The sequence below is a fragment of the Bacillus sp. z33 genome (genome assembly GCF_058313615.1).
In genome coordinates this window covers 295,255-314,742 of record NZ_JBZFQN010000003.1, presented here as the reverse complement: position 1 = coordinate 314,742, position 19,488 = coordinate 295,255, and the positions used below count along the sequence as shown (strand labels likewise).

The following is a 19,488-nucleotide window of genomic DNA, read 5'->3' as shown; positions in this document are numbered from 1 at the left end:
TACAAACATTTACCAGAAATATAACTATAAAACTATTTTAATGAACATTTACATATTAACCGATGCTTTTAGTGGGATTTGAATATAGACTAAAGTACCTCCACCCACGCTGGATTGAATGGTCATTTCTCCTTCAAGCGTCTCAATGCGCTCATTCATACCCATAATTCCAAAGGACTCATCCTTTTGTTTATGCGGTTCAAAGCCACGCCCATTATCCCGTACAGTTAATGTCCCTTTATCGTTCAAAAGTTCGAGCTTCACCTGAATAAGACTGGCATTTGCATGTTTAATTGCATTCTGGACCGCTTCCTGGGCAAGTCGGAATAAAGCCACTTCATAATTCGGCTCCAGCCTCTTTTCCTGTCCGTAAATCTGAAATTTAAATTCAACACTCGGATTGTAGTCGCCGATTGTTTGCAAATATTTACGCAAAGTCGGAATCAATCCAAGGTCATCCAAAGCCATGGGGCGCAGGTCATATATAATTCGCCTGACTTCAGCCAGGGCACTGCGAACCATTTGTTTCAAAGATTTAATCTCCAGCAAGGCTTCTTCCGGGCCGCGCTCCCGAAAAATTCGTTCTGTCAAATCGGAACGAACCATCACATTGGCAAGCATTTGAGCAGGTCCATCATGAATTTCACGGGAAAGTTTTTTCCGCTCTGCTTCCTGTGCCTCAATGATTTTAAAGCCAAAGTCCTGTTTCTGTTTATACATATCAAGAACCTCTGACATATCCCGCAAATCACTCGTTAGATAATGCAGGACAACGGTAATCTGGGATACAAGATTCTCAGCCCGATCAATCGTTTCCTTAAGGTTAATCAGCCTTCTTTCAAGATCATCCCGACGTTTTCGAAGCTGTTTTTCCAGCTCCCTGTTCATCGTCAAATCGACTTGGAACGTATGGGCCTGTTCATAGGCAGTCCGCACCTGCTCCTCTGTGAATTCCTTGAAACGCGATGAAACTTCTGACAAACGTTTACGGGAATCACGAGCTTTCTGTTCCAATTCATCCCCATCGTCTATAACCTTAAGTACCATTGTTCGAACAGATCCCAATTCAGAAGAAAGTTGATCAAACTCATGCTGGCAGTGTTCACCTATTTCATATATTTCTCCCTTACTATTATCTACGGTACTGATCATATGATTGAGGATGCTGTCGAGTCCCTTCCCATCCAGCTTAGGTACCCGCATTGTACTTTACCTCCTGTTATGGTGCAAAAAGAATCCATTACTTCATCTATTCCAATTTCATAATAAAAGAGTTCATTCGTCATGAACTTCCCTTATGGGTATAACTGATTATTTTGGGTAAAGTTCATCTATGATGGAAGTTAAATACTGCATAATAGTTAAATTATAGCACGCTTTCCATTATTTTTTTACTCTTAACTATATTACATCTATATCACAACCAAATTATTCTTCTGTAATAAAAGGTGTTTTAGGAACAAAAGAATAAAGTATACTAGAATGGATATAGAAAGAAAGGCGGCAGTTTTAGATGCTGAATTCATATAAAACGGTAAAAGGATATGGAGAATCGCAACAAATCATCCAAAAGTCGCGCTTTATCGCTTATGTAAGCCGTGTAGAATCAGAGGAAGAGGCCATACAATTTATTCAATCGATCAAGAAAAAACATTGGGATGCGACCCATAATTGTTCAGCTTATATGATTGGTGAAAACGACCTCATTCAAAAAGCAAATGATGATGGAGAACCAAGCGGTACAGCAGGCGTCCCCATTCTTGAAGTCATTAAGAAAAAAGGGCTGAAAGATACCGTAGTAGTCGTCACACGTTATTTCGGCGGAATTAAACTCGGGGCCGGAGGACTAATCCGTGCTTACGGAAGCACGGCTTCAGAAGGAATTAATGCAACCGGCGTGGTGGAAAGAAGATTAATGCGTGTCATGAAATCCACCTTCGACTATACCCTCCTCGGGAAAATCGAAAATGAACTTCGCAACTCGCACTATTCCATTAAAGAAATTCACTACCTCGAAAAAGTCTTGATCGATTCCTTTGCAGAAGAAGACGCAAAGCAGGCCTTCATTGATTGGATGACGGATTTATCCAACGGCCAGGCATTGATCGAGGAAGGCGACATGTTGTATCTGGAGCATGATGTTTGATTAGGATTTGATTCCCCCCCTTCTTTGACAGAATATTTCCAAGAAAATTTGAGTTCATCGACAAGATACAGCAATTTTCAAAATGAAGATTTGGTAAGATGAATGAAAACATTGGACAAAGAAGGGGTAATTTATAAAGTGAGTCTACCAGGTTCTACTCATTCTCATGGTTCTTCTTACCTGTCTACGGCCTTATCTGCAGAGGCTCACGTAAAAGATTCGATTCTGTTTCTGTTTCAACTAAAACCCCCATTAACATCTTCCGCATAGAATCTTCAACCTGCAACCTCAAGAAAAGCTCGGTAAATTAAAAAATAAGGTGAGTTTCTAGCAATCCGATGATTTGTTTAAAATACTTATAATTTCACTCCTGTCACTCATCCTCAATGGTCCGTAAGTTACTCCAAAACCAATTTTTAAAGAGAAACTCCCATAATAAGAACTGATGCCAAAGGTTCATAGAATACCTTTTAAAAATAGTTAAATATTACTAGTTTCATAGCCGATATATCCCATAGGGAATTATTGTGAGAATTCATTTAAAATAGGGGGACATAATGAGAATTTCATTAATCAAAAGAATGGGTGCATTTATTTTATTTCTGTTTTGTTTTACAGTTTTCAATGCCACTGCAGACGCTACGGAAACAGTGCAAAAACAGAGCACCAAGAATGGTATAAAATTATTCAGTACCGTAGATAAGGAAGAATACACAGAGCAAGAGTTAATTGTTAAGTTTAAATCTGTCCTTTCCAAGGAAGATCGTGAGCAAATCATCCATAGTATTAAAGGCACTGAGCTCTCCTACTCTGATATAGGGAATTATTCTTTAGTCTCTATAACTAAGAACTCCAACCTAGCTACTATGGCCAAAAAGCTTTCTAATCATAAATCTGTTCAATTGGTCGAACCTAATATATTATACAAACAAACTTATACACCAAAAGACAAGCATTATAAAAACCAATGGTATTTACCAAAGATCAATATGCCAAAAGCATGGGACAAATCAAAAGGATCCTCCTCAATTACAGTGGCTGTTATTGATGGTGGGGTACAGACGAGTCACCCAGATCTCAAAGGGAAAATTACAAAACAAAAGAATATTGTCTACAACAACACCAAGATAACTCCAGATAATCATGGTACTCACGTGGCTGGTATCATCGCCGCATCCCAGAATACAATCGGAATATCAGGTATAGCTCCGAATGTTAAAATCATGCCGGTCCAAGTTTTTAATGGACAATACGCAGATGCTTATAGTATAGGTGATGGGATTATATATGCCGTTGATAATGGAGCAAAAGTATTGAACTTAAGTCTTGGAAGCTATTATTACAGTTCATATATTGACTATGCAGTTGAATACGCACATAAAAAAGGGGCCGTTATTGTTGCAGCAGCGGGTAATGATGATACCTATTATGAGTCTTACCCAGCTGCATTAAATCATGTGTTAGCAGTCAGTTCTACTAATAAAAATGACAGAATATCCAACTTTTCTAATTATGGAAACTATATAAACTATTCCGCCCCGGGTGAAGAGATTTATTCTACCATTGCAGGCAGTTCTTATAAAAATATGGATGGAACTTCGATGGCCGCTCCAGTTGTAAGTGGAGTTGCAGCTCTGATTCTTTCTAAAAACCCTTGGCTTACACCAGATCACGTCGAAGGTATTATGAATAAATCTGTCAAAGACCTTGGTTCGAAAGGCTGGGACAATTTTTATGGGTATGGACGAATTGATGGGAGCAAAGCGTTGTCAAATACGCTTGGCCAGTTATCAGCCATAAGCACGAACGCAACATTCTCTGCTACAGGGAAAAATAAACATACTATCTCTCTCAGTTCATATGGTACGTCAAAAATATCTATCTATGTGAAAGATTCAAAAGGGAAAGTCGTTCGAAATTTAGTTTCTAACAAATCGTGGAGCTGGGGAAAAGTCTCCACATCGTGGGATGGGAAGACAGGCTCATATAGCTATGCCAAAACAGGAAAATATACGATTGTTGCAAGAGCAACTAAAGGCAGCACGAACCTTTATAAAACAAAAACCGTGACAGTTAAGGATAAAGTAGCCCCAACCGTCACCAGTAAAACAGCAAATTTTTCACATAAAATTGCTAAAAGTATAAAAGTCCCTTATGTACTCAACAAAGATTCGAAAGTGACTGTTAAAGTCTTAGATAGTGCAGGAAAAACAGTTGATACGATTATGAATAATAAAACCATCAAGGGTGGCAAGCAATCAATCACCTGGGATGGGAAAAACTCAAAAAACCAAACAGTTAAAGATGGAAATTATAAACTTTCCTTCGAAACCGTCTCTCTTACGAAAGTTAAAGGAAACACAGTTAAATCCACTATTACGGTTGATACGACCCTTAATGGTACGCTGAATAATGTGGCTGCCACATTTAAAGCAACAGAGAAAAATAAACACAATGCAACCTTTATATCTAAAGAAAAGCTATATATGACTGTTTCTATTTTGAATAGCAAAGGCTCTAAAGTAAAAACACTGGTTACTAACAAGCTGTATAATCCTTCAACCATCCAACATGAGTGGAATGGAACAGATAGTAAGAATAAGCTTGTTGCCGAAGGAAATTATGTATTCCAGTACGAATTAAAAGACCTTACCGGCAATAAAAAAACGATTAAGAGCAAATCCTTTAAACTCGAAGATCACCGACTTAATTTTATCAGTGGCAAGGGAGCAAAAGATATCACTGGAAACACAAACGTTGCAATTCCATATACACTCACTAAAACTTCCACTGTTTCAATCACTATTTATAAAGGTTCAACATTAATCCATACAATCCTCACAAATGAGAACCAGAATGAGGGTATTTATGAATTCTGGTGGAATGGAACCAATTCTAATGGTGAGTTTATTGCCGATGGGGTCTATACCTACAAAATCATCGCAACAGACAAGTATAGAAATAGTGCAATATACAGTGCAAATCTTAATGTAAATCGCCAAGTTATTAAAATAGAGTATCCGCAGCAGGTCCAAAATAAATCTACAGATTATTATGGAACAGACATTGAAGTCTTCTATAAACTTTCTGATTCCGCTGCCGTCACGATCGAAATTTATGACAGTAATAACTCTCTAGTTAAGACGGTTAGCAAAAATGTAAAAACAGAGGCAGGAATTCAAAAATTCATATGGGACGGAAAAAGTAACAGCGGAGTCTATTGGGAGGACGACTGGGATACCTATTTTTACGGACCTCTCACTTACGTTATTAAAGCTAAAACAGAGATGGGTAAAGAAACAAAAGCAAGCGGCTCTATTTTAAGTAATTATGATGATGAGTATCCAGTGTGGATTCAAAGTGTAGATACTCATAATACTGGTATTGATGTAGTCACAAACGTAACAAAAGAAACAGAGATGCAGTTAACCGTTTATGATTATAACTCGGGAAACCTCAATAATTATTATGACCGACAATCATATACATTCAAAGTAGGGGAAAACAAATTGAACTACCTTGTACCTGACAATCTGTTTGATGATTATACATATGCCGACTTAGTGTATGTATTGTCCTTTAAAGATGAACTGGGTAATATTTATGACTACTCCTATAATGAATGGTACTACAACTATTAATTAGATTAGTTAGATTTCACTGATCAAACTAAAGAGTTTGGTTAGCCTTCTCTTTAATGGAGTAGCACAATTATCTGCCTATTCACTATTAGATAGTAATCAACGCTCCTATATAACCTGATTAAAAAAATAGACATAAACGCACCCAAATGGTTGCTTTATGTCTATTTTGTTCCTACGTATGAAACATCCCTTAGTGAATTACAACTTCTTCAATCATTCCAAAGTCTCCATATTCAAGCTATATTCCAACCTATTTCTCATATAAGATTGCATAAGCAAGTGAATACCAAATGTCAGGTAATTAATCCAGCAGTCATATGAATGAGAAGCACAATTTCTAGAGTTAAAGGCTATGCATATAGGGGATAATGCAAATACCTCCTATCCAAATAAAAAAAGTTGCCGAGACTATCGACAACTTTTAAAGATATTATTTATTTAATTCCAGCGTTAGATAAGTAGAGGATACCCAACCTTTTGTTCCATTTGATAATTTAACGTTATACCATGACCCACTTTTAACTGGATTTTTATTTGAATCTACCACAAGCTCAACATATTCATGATTAGGCAGAGATCCCACTATAGCGGCTGTCGTACTCGCTGATGCCCGGACATTCAAAGTGGTAGCACCATTAACTCGGGCTAGATTTTTCACAGTCATATACTGATTATAGGTACTTAAGCTAACCGTATTCGTATAATATGTTTTACCATTAAAGCTAACTGTTAGCCAGTAATCGTTCCATTTCTCGAGAAGGTTGAAGGTGTCACCTTTTTTAATCGTTGCTGCCACAGTCGCTGAACTGCTCTTTGAACTCCTTAGACTAATAGAAGAATTGGCAACAGCAATCGTACCTGCAGGAAATACATCCTTGCCGCTTGGATAGCTAGGTTTAGCCGGTATCGACGTATTTGGACTTTGACCGACTGCCCCCTCACTGCTATATGTCAAAATGTTGGTCATATGCTTGGCAATCTTATTTCCCCAATCGGAATCACTGGCATAGTAAAAGTTCATTCCTTTACTTAAATCAGTGATTCGATTTCCATTGGCATCCTTAATCGTATACCCAAGAGTCGCACCCTTGTACTTCCAGTTGGATGGATTTAAATAGGTGGCTTTCATTTCTTGTGCGATAAAGGCAATATTGTCATCAATGGATGCAAATTTTACTGAGCCCACAAATGGTGCAATATCATAAGATCCAAAACCAAACAAATTATTTTTTGCCAAAGAAATTGTTGATTTTCCGTAATTACTTTCATGTATGGCGTGGGCTGCTAAATATAAGGCATTTACACCATATTTATTAGCCACATCGATAAATACGGACCCTTTATTAAATAGGACACTATTACTGGATGTAGCATATTTTGCGATATACGCATTAATTTGTGCAGCCGTAACGGAGGATTTCGTCCGTAAATCCAGATGTAAATAGGAATCTGTATTCGTTTCATAAGAGTTCATTTTATCGTAATTATCTTTTGTAATTAGGTATTCTCCTGATACGTAGCCTGTTACTCCCCCAAACGTCACTTGGTACCAGCCGTTACTCGTTTTATAGGTTGATTTTACCTGTGTATATTTAGGGATTGATCCGACTTTAGGCGAAGATGTCGAATCGGCAGCACGAATATTCAATTGATCAATCGATACATATGTTGTTTCAGTAATCGCAGAACCGCTCGGCACGTTTGTTTGATTGTCACTGTTATTATTATTATTATTGTTATTGTTATTGTTATTATTATTTGAACCATTAGTATTGTTATTGCCTGCGCTGCTAGTGTACTTAACCAAATAAGCGCCACTTACCCAACCGGTTTTGCCATTGTAGCTCACTTTATACCAATCCTCTGATTTTGCTGTAGCCGTAACAACCGTATTTACAGGGATTGTGTCCAATTTCGTACCAGTAGCGGATGCTGTCTGACGTAAAATCAGATTTGCCGTAGTCTTGAACTCCGTAGCCGTAATCACCGTTTCTGAGGATATTACCGTTTTTGAGAATTTAGCCATATTGATATAACCCGTTTTACCACCATAGGTTGTTTTATACCAATCTCCGATTCTATAACTTGTCGTTATTTTAGCCCCTTTTGGAATAGCAACCAATGTACCGTGCTTTTCCCCAGCAAAGGAATATAAGTAAGTCGCCTCATTTGCCGTATAGGAGGTACTCGTAACATTCGCTGCCGACACCTTACTTACAGATCCGGATTGAATAAAATAGTTTTTCCCTTTGTAAGATACTCTATACCACGTTTCTCCGACACTATTAATGACCATTTGTGTAGATGTAAATATATTATTTTTTGGTATAGAGTGATCCGCTGCCTTACTTGTATTAGGAGCGCTATATAAGGAGCTAGTGGCCTTCGTATTATAGTAAGTGGTACTTGTAGTCGTATATTGATTGTACTCATTTAGATATGATTTGCTGACCCAACCTGTCTTACCACCGTAAGAGACCTTATACCAGGTTCCAGTTTTAGCTGTAGCAGTGATAACTTTATTCTTTGGTATAGTTACCAGTTTGGTTCCGCTCGCAGATGCTGTGGACCTCATGTTTAAATTGGCTGTCGTTTTGAATTTAGTTGCTTTAATCGTTTCAGTTTTTGTAGCCGTTGTAGTTGAAGTACTTGTTTTCTTAGTAACCTTTATATAATTAGAGCTCACATATCCAGTCTTCGTTCCGTATTTCACTTTATACCAGCTTCCGCTTTTTGATAGATAGGAGACTGTTTTTCCTTTTGGTATGGTCGTTAAGACTGCCGCTTTGGTTGAAGCCGTTTTGCGTAAATTCACGTTTGCCGTCGCAGTATATACAGATGTACTTGTGGTGGAAGAAACAGTTGCACTTGTAGTTGTCACTTTTTTCAAATAGCTGGAGCTGACATATCCGGTCTTCGTTCCGTATTTCACTTTATACCAGGTACCGCTTTTAGATATGTATGTGACCTGTTTCCCCTTTGGAATCGTTGTGATTTTTTGTGAGCTTGCGTTTGCTGATTTTCGCATATTCAAATTAGCAGTCGTTTTATAGTAGGTTTCAGCAGCAGCATGCACTTGTTTTCCCGTAAAAATTTCTGTCGGTACAAGTCCATTTCCAAAAACTAAACCAGTTGACAAAAGAACAGATGTTGCCATGACCTTAAGCGGCCCCTTATTACTTTTATTCATTGAGATTCTCCTTTTAGTAAACAAAGTGTCGAACAAAATAACTATATTTATATAATATTATTTTTTTAAATTAATGGAATAAAAAATATATAATTCTTATATTAATATATTATTAGAAACGATAATATTTATATATTAAATTGATTTAAATTAGGAAATACATAACTATAAAGTTATATTACAATAGAGAACAATGCCATTACAATTTAGAAAAACAGTAGTCTTCACTAAGCCTTCTTTCACTTACATATAGACTTACCTCTTATATCGTCATTGATATACAACATTTCAATACCAATCTCTATTTTTATTTTAATTGAAACTAAACCTATGGTTATTTAGAACTCAAAAAGGCTATCATCCCATGATGATAGCCTTGTAAATTTTCCCGATATCTTATTTTGATGTAATCGTCATGCTGCTTTGTTTTTTCATAGCAGCTTCTCTAAATTCTTTTTGCTGAGCTGCAGTCATCGCTCTGTATTCTTTCAGGAACTTTTCATATTTTGGCACGACATCTTCTACTGTACCAAAGTCCTTTATTTCTCCATATTCCAGCCAAAGAGCTTTATTACAAAAATCCTTAATTTGCCCAATTGCATGACTGACGAAGAAAATAGTTTTTCCCTGATCGCGGAAACTGTACATTTTCTTTTTCGATTTCTCGGCAAAAGCCTGGTCTCCCACGGATAAAGCTTCATCAATGATCAGAATATCGGGGTCCACAGTTACAGAAATCGCAAAACCAAGTCTTGATTTCATCCCGCTGGAATATTTTTTAACAGGCTGATCGATGAATTTGCCGATATCCGCAAATTCAATGATTTCCGGCTCTAATTCCTTAATCTGTTTCTTATTGAATCCTAGCATTAAGCACTTCAATTCAATATTTTCCCGGCCTGTCAGCTGGTTATTCAAACCAGAAGCAATCGCAATCAATGAAGTTTGTCCAACTGTCTCGACCGAACCCATCGTAGGAGGGACAACACCAGCAATAATATTGGATAAAGTTGATTTACCTGATCCATTAACCCCAATCAGTCCAATAACATCTCCTTTACTGGCTGTAAAACTTATATCCTGAAGCGCATAGAAATCCTCACCATATCCTCCCGGCAAAATAATATCCAGTAGTTTTTCTGAGGTTTTGCTATGCATTCTGTATCTTTTATAAACATTTTTTACAATAACTGTATTCATAGTAGACCTCACTCCATTTTACAAATAATCGACAAAATGATTTCTAAATTTCAAATGAAGCACTGATCCAATCATGAGTAATACAATCGTTACTCCCCAAAAATATAAGGTATAGTATGAATGCTCAATGAAATACCACGATTGACCCAGCATCGCTGCACGATACCCTTCCACTAAATAAGTAAGTGGATTAAATTTTATAATCATTTGTAAAAATCCAGGCAAACTGTTTGATACCCACAAGATAGGGGTTAAATAAATCAGCATTCTCATAATAGCTTGGACAATCATCGTTACATCACGAACAATGGTAGCCAGTGTGGATGTTACGAGCGTAACGGCAAAAAATAGGATCATCGCTGCAGCCATAAAATAAGGCAACTGCAAATAATAAACAGATATAGGAAATCCGCCAAACTGCAAAATGATGGATACAAGTATCACGATAACAATATGCTGATAAAATTTCGACATAATAACATAAGACGGAATCGCACTCATAGGAAAACTCATTTTAGAAATAAAATTAATTCTCGTATAAATCGATTTTGTTCCATCCATGATGGCAGGATTGGCAAAGAACCAAAGGGAAATACCGGATAACATCCAGAAGATAAACGGCACGTCTCCAATTTCTCTGCCTCCCCGGATTCCCATACCGAATACGACCCAGTAAACTCCAATTTGAATCAAGGGATTTAAGAATTCCCACATAATTCCTAAATAGTTGTTGTTATTTGCACTCTTTAATTCAAATACAGACAATCGTCTGATTAAATAAAATGAACGTATTTGTTCTTGTATGACCGTAAACATAGACTTCATAAATTTTGAATATCCTTCCCCACTATTTTAAGACAGATACATGTATTGCAAAGAGTCTATTACAGCGCTCTCTGTTTGGATAGTATTGTTTTTTCATCAAATAAATATGAAATTAAGTTCTCGCTTGAATGACCTTTTGAATACTTATTCCATTTATTCGCATACTCTTCAATCATGTCCATATTAAAACTGTTCTCTTTAATGAGGTCAATAATCGCCTCTGTATTGTTTACTACTGGTCCTGGGACCATGTTTTCGTATTGATCCCATAATCCTCTGTCTCTTGTATACTCGTCTAAATCATACGCAAAGAATATCATCGGTTTCTTTAATAAAGAAAATTCGTATGAGATAGATGAGTAATCGGTTATTAAAATGTCAGCAACCACCAGTAATTCATTAATATCGCACTCTGGCGAAGAATAATTCAGGACAAACCTAGGATAGACTTTAGTAAAATCCGGAATATCCTTAATGGCTGGATGCAAGCGTAATATAACGACATACTCGTCATGTAATTCTTCATATAATTTTTTTAAATCTAATTCTAACTGGAATTTATTTAATTCATTATCGCGATAAGTCGGTGCATATAAAATTACTTTTTTATCCCAAAGTAATTTATTTTTCTTGGTCAAACGATTGAATACATTTTCTTTCTCGTTTTGATTATAAAAAAAGTCAGTTCGGGGGATACCAGTTCTAAGGATATTTTCTCCCTTTAAATTAAATGCATTCATGAAGTAAGTGCCCATAATGTCAGAACCAACTACTACTTTGTTAAAGCGTTTATAGACATCCATGAAGCGTTTGACTGCTTGATCTGATCTGTTTTGAACAGAAGCATCCTCTAAGCCAAATTTCTTGATAGCTCCCGATGCATGCCATAACTGAATGCATTCCACTTCCGGTCTGAATTCAGTAGATGCCAAAAAACCAAAATAATTATCAACCAATATATAACGCGATGTAGCTAAATGATAAACAGATTGGATGAAATCAATAGGGTTTTTAGTTTCAATTAAAACGATCCTGGCATCTTCATATTGCTGAAATCTCTTATAACTTGAGCCCTTACATAAAAAAACCACGTCAAAAGAAACATGCTTTCGACGCATTTCCTCATAAACATACTGAGTGTTATCACCAAAAGAGACAACAAAGGTTACTTTATTTTTAACAGGAAATAGATTGAAAATATTAAAAATGATTTTAAAAACGAACAAATATATCTGAATAATTAGCTCTTTACCCATTTTTCACCTTGAATAAATCTTTTTTTATTTGGGATGTGGAAATACCAATTGTTCTCGGTAAATATACGACCTGACAGTGCTCTTTTAGAAAGTCAAAATGCCCATCCCAATCATCTCCCATAACAAAAACATCTATATCATGTTCTTTAATGTCTTTAATCTTCTGTTCCCAGTTTTCTTCAGGAATCACTTCATCCACAAATTCAATGGATTCCAGAATCATTTTTCTATTTTCATAGCTATGATAAGCCTTTTTATTTTTCTCTTTATTGAATTCATCAGTGGATAAGCCCACTACTAAATAATCGCCCATTTCTTTGGCTCTTCGTAAAATATTGATATGACCGACATGCAACAAGTCAAAGGTGCCGTACGTAATAATCTTTTTCATTTCTACATCTCCTTACCTAGTTCATTAGCAAACTGGTAACTGACCAAAAAACGGAGCAACTTATAATCATATTAAAAACCTATTGTTAATTATATAACTCTTGTATCGAACTTTCAAACCTGTGTCGAATACACTCTAAATTATAACGTATCCATGGACTATTTGTAACATAAACTTAATGCATCATACCATTTACACGGATAGTTTTCATCTCACAAAAAAAGGAAATCATGACCTGTTCGATCATGATTTCTTAATTGGCTTTATAAATGTTTCAACAAAACGTTTAGACGCTTGTCCATCAAAATCTTCAAAGAATCGTTCTTTAAAAGCTTTAACCTTTTGGATGTCAAAGAAATCTTGATGAATCAGAGATATCACTTGTTCCGTTTTCTCTGCAAGAGGTCCTGGAATAAATTCTTTGTACTCATAGTAGAACCCTCTATCCTCCAGATAATCCTCCAAATCGTACGCAAAGAAAATCATCGGTCTTTCAAGCAGTGCATATTCAAAAATAACGGAGGAATAATCACTGATCAATATATCTGTAATAGAAAGAACGTTATTAATATCATTTTTACTTAAATTTAATACGAAATCCTCGGCTTCTTTCGGAATGTCAATCCCTTTAGTGACAGATGGATGGAGCTTTAGTATTAATACGTACTCATCAGAAAGCTCTTTCGCCATTTTCTTTAGATCCAGTTGGATATTGAAGCTGGCACGCTTTCCTGGACCTCCTCTAAAGGTTGGAGCATACGTAATGATTTTCTTATTACGCAAAGCGGGATAAACCGCTGTATATTTTTGCTTAATATATTCAATTCCTTCTTTATCAAAAAACGCATCTGTTCTCGGAAGTCCGATTGGATATACATTTTCTTTAGATATATTAAAGGCTTCCGCATAATGCGGGATGATTTCCTTACTTGTCACGGCCACTTTCGTATAGGAGCCATGAGCCTGGTTTTCGAATTCTCTCGTGTTGCTCTCTCGATAACCTACTGCACTATGTCCAAATTTCTTAAAGGCCCCTGCTGCATGCCAGGTTTGAATAACCTCTGTTCTTTTTCTGACCTTTAGTTTATATAATGGACGGTAATAGTCATCCAAAATGACATATTTCGAAGTCGCAATGTCATAATATAATTTTGCGAAATCCTTACAGGACCTTTTCTTTTTAAAATGCCCTACGACTTTATAGCCAGGTCTCGTCTCAGCGATTTCATTATAAATATACTCAAAAGAGTCCTGAAGTCTTGGCATTTTATTTGTGGCAAATGTAATTTTATTTTGCAGTGGCAAAAATCCGCATAACGGAAAAACAATGCGTCTTACCGCTGCAGTTTTTACTTTGGTTCTAAACCTTTTGTATTTTCTTTTATACACATACATCTGAATAGGGAGTAAGCTGCTCTTCTCTCCAGCTTTTTTTGCCACCTTGAATGTTTGTTTAAAAGCAGGAGCTTCTAATAATCTAGATTCCGTTTTAAACGATGTCTTTTTTAAGGCAATATCCAAACATTCCTGATAACTTCTTCTCGCAGAAGTTCCCATTAAATCAAAACGATTTACCAGGTTTTTAAAAATAACCGTATGAAGGGATGGAATTTCATTAAACAGTTCTTTATCCAGACCCTTTAGCCACTCATTAAAAATTTCAAAGGTTTGAACCGCGATCTCGTTATCTCTGCTATCCACGGCATTACGGATAGCCGGCCATATATCTGCAGAAACCAAACGATTATAATAATATTTCTTAACTTGGAAACGCGCCACTTCATTCTCAATATATTGATCCCATAGAGGATCAGAAATAGACATACTCTTCATAATGTCTTTTAGCACACTGACTGAATTGACACGTACTGTTTGTGATAAAGATAAATTATCTTCATCTTCTCTGGAACGGTAATTATAAATCACTTTATCAACTGTATAAATATCACTGCCCGCTCGTAAGTATGCTTCAATTACAAACGGTTGATCTTCTGTCACTTTTATTCCTGCCGGGAATGAAATGTCCTGAACAATGTCACGACGATAAAGTTTATTGCAGGGACCTAAAGAATAGAGTAATTCCTGATTAGCAACTAAATTCTTCTCACCCTCGTCATACACTCCATTATTGTAATGACTTCCGATATACCAAGTCTCTGTTTTGTTAAAACTCAGGGATGCACCCAGCACAAGAGCAGACTTTTTGGCAAGAGCAGCTTCATACATACTTTCCAATGCATCATTCGGCAGTATATCATCTGAGTCCACAAAACTAATAAACTCTCCCCGCGAGATTTTCAAACCATTATTGCGGGCTGCTCCTGGACCAGAATTCTCTTGCTTCACGAAAATAATGTTGGGATATCTCCGGCTGTATTCTTCAATAATCTCTGGGCTGCGATCAGATGAGCCATCATCTACCATGATGATTTCTATTGGTGACAGGGTTTGATTGACTAATGAATCTAATGTTTCTTCTAAGTATTCTTCAACATTGTATACGGGTGTAATAACACTTACTTTAATATTTTGATTATTTACACCCTCTATTTGTTTAGTATCCATATTGACTTTAACCCCTCTTAGTAGTTGTTTTCTATTTTAATATTCCTCATTTTAATAAATCGACAACTCGCCTGCTGGATTTTCCATCGATATCATCAAAAAAGTATTCTCTAAACGCCTTCAGCCTATCAGTATGAAAACGACTGTTTTTTATCGTATGAATCAATTCTTCCTCAGTTCTAACTAGAGGACCGGGTATAAAGGATTGGTAGTCATAATAAAAGTCTCTTTCTGAAGTATATTCTTCCATATCAGGCGCATAGAAAATCATGGGTTTATCCAATAATGCAAATTCAAAGCACACAGATGAATAGTCGGTAATCAAAAGATCTGTAATCAATAATAAATCATTGATTTCACTATAGAATGAGAAATCATAAAAAAAAGAACTATACATAAGCGGTATTTCCCATTTTTCCTTAACAAATGGGTGAATCTTAAATAAAAATATATATTCATCATGAAATGCTTGATGGATTTTATCTAAATTTAAGTATTCTAATGGGTAATAAGCAGACTGTTGCCCTGGCCCTCGAAAGGTTGGTGCAAATAAAATAACCTTTTTATCTTTAAGAAAAGGAAACTGTTCATAAAGCTCATTTCTCTTTTTCGTTTTATATTCCTGATCAAAGAATATATCCGTTCTGGGTATACCCGTAGCGATCACTTTACTTTCATCAATTCCAAATCCTTCAGCATAATGCTTTGCGACATTTTTGGAGCTGACTATCGCCTTTGTATAGTTTTTATGATTTAAGGAATCGGGATTAGGGCCTCCCGGCAAACCGACACGACTGAATCCAAATTTTTTAAAGGCTCCAACCGCATGCCAAAGCTGAATCAACTCAGCTCCCTCTCTGATTTTCAATGGATACACCATTGGATAAAAATCATCAAGTATGATGTATTTCGATGTAGCTAAATGATAGGCCAGCTCCAAAATTTCCTTGCAGGTTTTCTTGGCTGCTGTCCCTTCTTTTAACATATATCGGTAAGTGAAATCTCTATTTTGCCTTTGTAATTCATCAAATACAAAACGAAAATTACCTTCCATTTTGGTGCGGCTATCGGAAGCAAACAATATTTTCTTTGCATTGATTGGTAAAAGGCAAAACAGTCGATAAGCAAACCTGAATACATAGGTAGAGAAAAAGCGATTAAAAATTCTTCCCTTATTTTCTTTTATTTTTGCTGCTATTCTTAGAGGTGAATTTATTTTGTCCATACAGATCACTCACTTTTGTCTATAAAACTAACATATAATAGCCTATTTTTCTTCACTCATTAATAAGTGATTTACAATTCTTTCACTGGCTTTTCCATCTGTATAATCAAAGAACTCCCGCTGAAATTCCTCAATTTGATTGATATGGTAGTCTTTATCTTTAATCCAATTAACCAACGGTAACGTTTCTGTAAAAAATGGTCCGGGTATAAAATCAAGATACGGATAATAAAAATCTCTTTCTTCTAAATACTCCTCTAAATCATTGGCTATAAAAGCAATCGGACGCTTCAATAGACTATAGTCAAAGATTACAGAAGAATAGTCTGTAATTAACATGTCTGCTAAAACCAATAACTCTTGAATAGTATATCCCTTTTTGATATGCAGTACGAAATCACTATGATTTTCAATGCCACTTAAATGTAACTTCATATAAGGATGCAAATGAATAATTAGAATATACTCATCACCCAGATTATTTCGCATTAACTCTAAATCCATAGGCAAAGCAAATTCTTCCTGATAATGACTCTTACCACGAAATGTAGGAGCATATAGAATTATTTTTTTCCCTTGGAACTGTGGATATTGCTGATAAAACCGATTCCTAAGGCTTTCATGTTCCTCGTGGTTATAAAAATAATCTGTTCTGGGTACTCCTAAAGGATATATTTGTTCTTCGGGCATATGAAAGGCTTCTGCATAAGCTGAAATCACTTTTGCTGAACTGACATAAACCCTGGAATAATTAGAGTGTACTTTAACTGTTTTTAAATAATCTTCACTTGGTCCAAATTTCTTGCCAATTGTACTCCAGCCAAACTTCTTAAAAGCTCCGGCAGCATGCCAAAGCTGAATAATTTCAGAACCTTCCCGTGGCTTCACCACGTAAATAGGAAAATAAAAATCATCTACAATAAAAAAGCGAGATGTAGCCAAATGAAAACTGGCTCGAATAAGATGGAAAAAATAAGATACTTTCCCTTTAGGAGAGCTATCAAATCTTTTAGCCAATACATAACACTTTTTTTGCCCACCATTTTTGTCTATTTCATTTGCTATATGGGATAAATTCCCTTCCAGTTCGTTGGAACGGTAGGTAGCAATTGTTACTTTATTAGGATTAACTTTCAAAAAAAGGGAAGACAAAGTATAAGCAAGTTGAATACTATACTTTGTTAATAACGTCGGTATCATCTTCAACTTCTTCATAATTTGTCTTCCTGCCTTCCGATATTCAAAATTATATTTTCCATTCCATTACGGTTTTTCCCCAAGAGGACGTCAAATCCTTCTCGAATGCAGATAAGATATCCCCAATCGTTTTGACCTCTTGTACATCACCGACTAAGGTTCCTAAATATTCTACAACGTCCGGGTTTTCTTTGAGGAAGTTAACAGTTTTCACAAAATCTTCACGTCCGCTGCGACTGCTTCCTATTAACGTAATCCCTTTTTCTAAAACCATTCTGGTATTCACTTCAACTGGGAACTCGGAAACTCCCATTAAAGAGATAGAACCTTCCGGGTGAAGGTGTTCAATCATCTGATCAATGGCATACTGGCTTCCCTTCCCGCCAACACATTCAAATGCATGGTCAATTCTCAAATCTTCCGGAATTTCATCAATTGTATAAACTTCATCTACAAAGGAGAAGTTGTCCAATTTATAGCCCGTTTTACCGAAGATAATTACTTTGCAGTCTTTATACATTTTTTTCAGGAATAGAGTCGTAATGAACCCAAGGTTTCCATCTCCCCATACGCCAAATACATTGCGGCGTTTATGAGATCGACTATCAAATCGGGATAAGACATGAGTTGTAATGGTCATCAATTCTGTAAATGCGACGACATACGGGTCAATTCCTTCCGGTAATTCAACGATCCGGTCACGTCCCATAAAGACATAATCCTGCATAAATCCATCGTAGCCGCTTGAACGGAATTTGCTGGAACGCAGATAGTTCTCACCAATTACTTCATCTTTTTCAATCGGTGTATTAGGCACCATCACGACCATCGTTCCGTTTTTAAACTCGCCTTTTGGATCATAGACTACTTTACCTATCGCTTCATGAATTAAGGCCATTGGTAGCTTTTTCGCCATAGCTTCCTTTCCGCGGGTACCCGTATAGTAACGTTGGTCGGCAGCACAAATGGATAGGTGAGTTGGCCTTACGACAACGGAATCTTTATCATCTTTTAAAGAACGATCCGTATACGAAACTTCAAATTGCCTTGGCGAAACAAGCCTATATACTTGATTAATCATTGTTTATCCGCCCCTGTATAATAGCATTAGCAACTTTCAAATCATATGGTGTAGTAACCTTTATATTAAATACTTCACCCTTAACGAGTCTGACTTTTTCACCTTTTAGAGCACAAATTTTACAAGCATCAGTTAAAATACGCTTTTGCTCATCTGTTAAAGAGGTATAGTGTTCAGTCAGTTTTTTGATATTAAAGCTTTGTGGAGTTTGCCCCTGAAACATCGTATCACGAACAGGGATATCTGAAATGGTTTCTCCATCTTCAGATTGAATGATCGTATCTATTGCTTCAATTACTGTATCAACCGCACCATATTTAAGACTGGCATCAATATTCTCTTCAATAATCCGATGCGTCAGAAACGGGCGTACGGAATCGTGAGTAATGATGACATCATCATCATTAACTCCAAAAGTCTGCTCTATATAGCGAATACCACTCATAATAGATTCATTACGGTCTTTACCGCCTTGTACAACGATGATGCTGTCATTTTGTCCAATAAATTTTCTGATGATATCTTTCGTATGATTAATCCATTCTTTAGGTGTAACGACTAAAATTTTATCAAAGCGATCATTTAGCATAAATTTCTCTATGGTATGAATGATGATTGGTTTATTATTTAAAGGTAAATACTGTTTAGGCATATTCGTATTACCCATACGAGTGCCTTTACCACCTGCTAATATTTCTGCATAAATCATTACCTTACCCCATTTCTTTTTAATTCAAATATATGATAAAAAAGATTAAAATTCACCAT

12 protein-coding genes and 1 pseudogene are annotated in these 19,488 nt (G+C 36.3%); 2 read left to right on the top strand and 11 right to left on the bottom strand.

All coding sequences use genetic code 11. The features are described from left to right. Window positions 1-48: 48 nt before the first annotated feature. On the bottom strand, window positions 49-1,203 hold the full coding sequence (locus AC4G3L_RS13260) for a sensor histidine kinase (RefSeq protein WP_491077459.1): 1,155 nt from the start codon (window positions 1,201-1,203) through the stop codon (window positions 49-51). 310 nt (window positions 1,204-1,513) lie between these two features. Here AC4G3L_RS13260 and AC4G3L_RS13255 point away from each other — a divergent pair, with 310 nt between their 5' ends. Continuing rightward, window positions 1,514-2,146, top strand: a complete 633-nt coding sequence (locus tag AC4G3L_RS13255) for a YigZ family protein (RefSeq protein ID WP_491077458.1) — start codon at window positions 1,514-1,516, stop codon at window positions 2,144-2,146. 557 nt (window positions 2,147-2,703) lie between these two features. Beyond that, window positions 2,704-5,787 carry a S8 family serine peptidase gene (locus AC4G3L_RS13250; protein ID WP_491077457.1) on the top strand — a complete coding sequence of 1,028 codons (3,084 nt, stop codon included), beginning with the start codon at window positions 2,704-2,706 and terminating at the stop codon, window positions 5,785-5,787. A 433-nt stretch (window positions 5,788-6,220) separates the two neighbouring features. Here the strand turns inward: AC4G3L_RS13250 and AC4G3L_RS13245 are convergent, their stop codons facing one another. The 10 genes and pseudogenes from AC4G3L_RS13245 to AC4G3L_RS13200 form a co-directional block, all read right to left on the bottom strand. Then, the gene (locus AC4G3L_RS13245; RefSeq protein ID WP_491077456.1) at window positions 6,221-8,980 is read right to left on the bottom strand and encodes an SH3 domain-containing protein; all 2,760 of its coding nucleotides are present in this window, start codon (window positions 8,978-8,980) and stop codon (window positions 6,221-6,223) included. Window positions 8,981-9,400: 420 nt separating this feature from the next. Continuing rightward, a pseudogene (gene tagH, locus AC4G3L_RS13240) lies at window positions 9,401-10,180 on the bottom strand (teichoic acids export ABC transporter ATP-binding subunit TagH); the annotation flags it as partial. Between the two features lie 18 nt (window positions 10,181-10,198). Then, window positions 10,199-11,005, bottom strand: coding sequence for an ABC transporter permease (locus AC4G3L_RS13235; RefSeq protein ID WP_491077455.1), 807 nt, complete (start codon window positions 11,003-11,005; stop codon window positions 10,199-10,201). Between the two features lie 59 nt (window positions 11,006-11,064). Next, window positions 11,065-12,261, bottom strand: a complete 1,197-nt coding sequence (locus AC4G3L_RS13230; RefSeq protein WP_491077454.1) for a CDP-glycerol glycerophosphotransferase family protein — start codon at window positions 12,259-12,261, stop codon at window positions 11,065-11,067. Then, window positions 12,254-12,652, bottom strand: coding sequence for a glycerol-3-phosphate cytidylyltransferase (gene tagD / locus AC4G3L_RS13225; RefSeq protein ID WP_491077453.1), 399 nt, complete (start codon window positions 12,650-12,652; stop codon window positions 12,254-12,256). Before tagD ends, AC4G3L_RS13230 begins: the two co-directional genes overlap by 8 nt. A gap of 243 nt (window positions 12,653-12,895) precedes the next feature. Further along, window positions 12,896-15,217, bottom strand: a complete 2,322-nt coding sequence (locus AC4G3L_RS13220; RefSeq protein WP_491077452.1) for a bifunctional glycosyltransferase/CDP-glycerol:glycerophosphate glycerophosphotransferase — start codon at window positions 15,215-15,217, stop codon at window positions 12,896-12,898. A gap of 46 nt (window positions 15,218-15,263) precedes the next feature. Continuing rightward, complete coding sequence (locus AC4G3L_RS13215) at window positions 15,264-16,442, bottom strand: CDP-glycerol glycerophosphotransferase family protein (protein WP_491077451.1); 1,179 nt, start codon at window positions 16,440-16,442, stop codon at window positions 15,264-15,266. 42 nt (window positions 16,443-16,484) lie between these two features. Then, window positions 16,485-17,657: a CDP-glycerol glycerophosphotransferase family protein gene (locus tag AC4G3L_RS13210; RefSeq protein ID WP_491077450.1), complete on the bottom strand. Its 1,173-nt coding sequence runs from the start codon at window positions 17,655-17,657 to the stop codon at window positions 16,485-16,487. A 31-nt stretch (window positions 17,658-17,688) separates the two neighbouring features. Further along, window positions 17,689-18,720, bottom strand: coding sequence for a ribitol-5-phosphate dehydrogenase (locus AC4G3L_RS13205; protein ID WP_491077449.1), 1,032 nt, complete (start codon window positions 18,718-18,720; stop codon window positions 17,689-17,691). Beyond that, window positions 18,713-19,429, bottom strand: coding sequence for an IspD/TarI family cytidylyltransferase (locus AC4G3L_RS13200; RefSeq protein WP_491077448.1), 717 nt, complete (start codon window positions 19,427-19,429; stop codon window positions 18,713-18,715). Before AC4G3L_RS13200 ends, AC4G3L_RS13205 begins: the two co-directional genes overlap by 8 nt. Window positions 19,430-19,488: the final 59 nt, after the last annotated feature.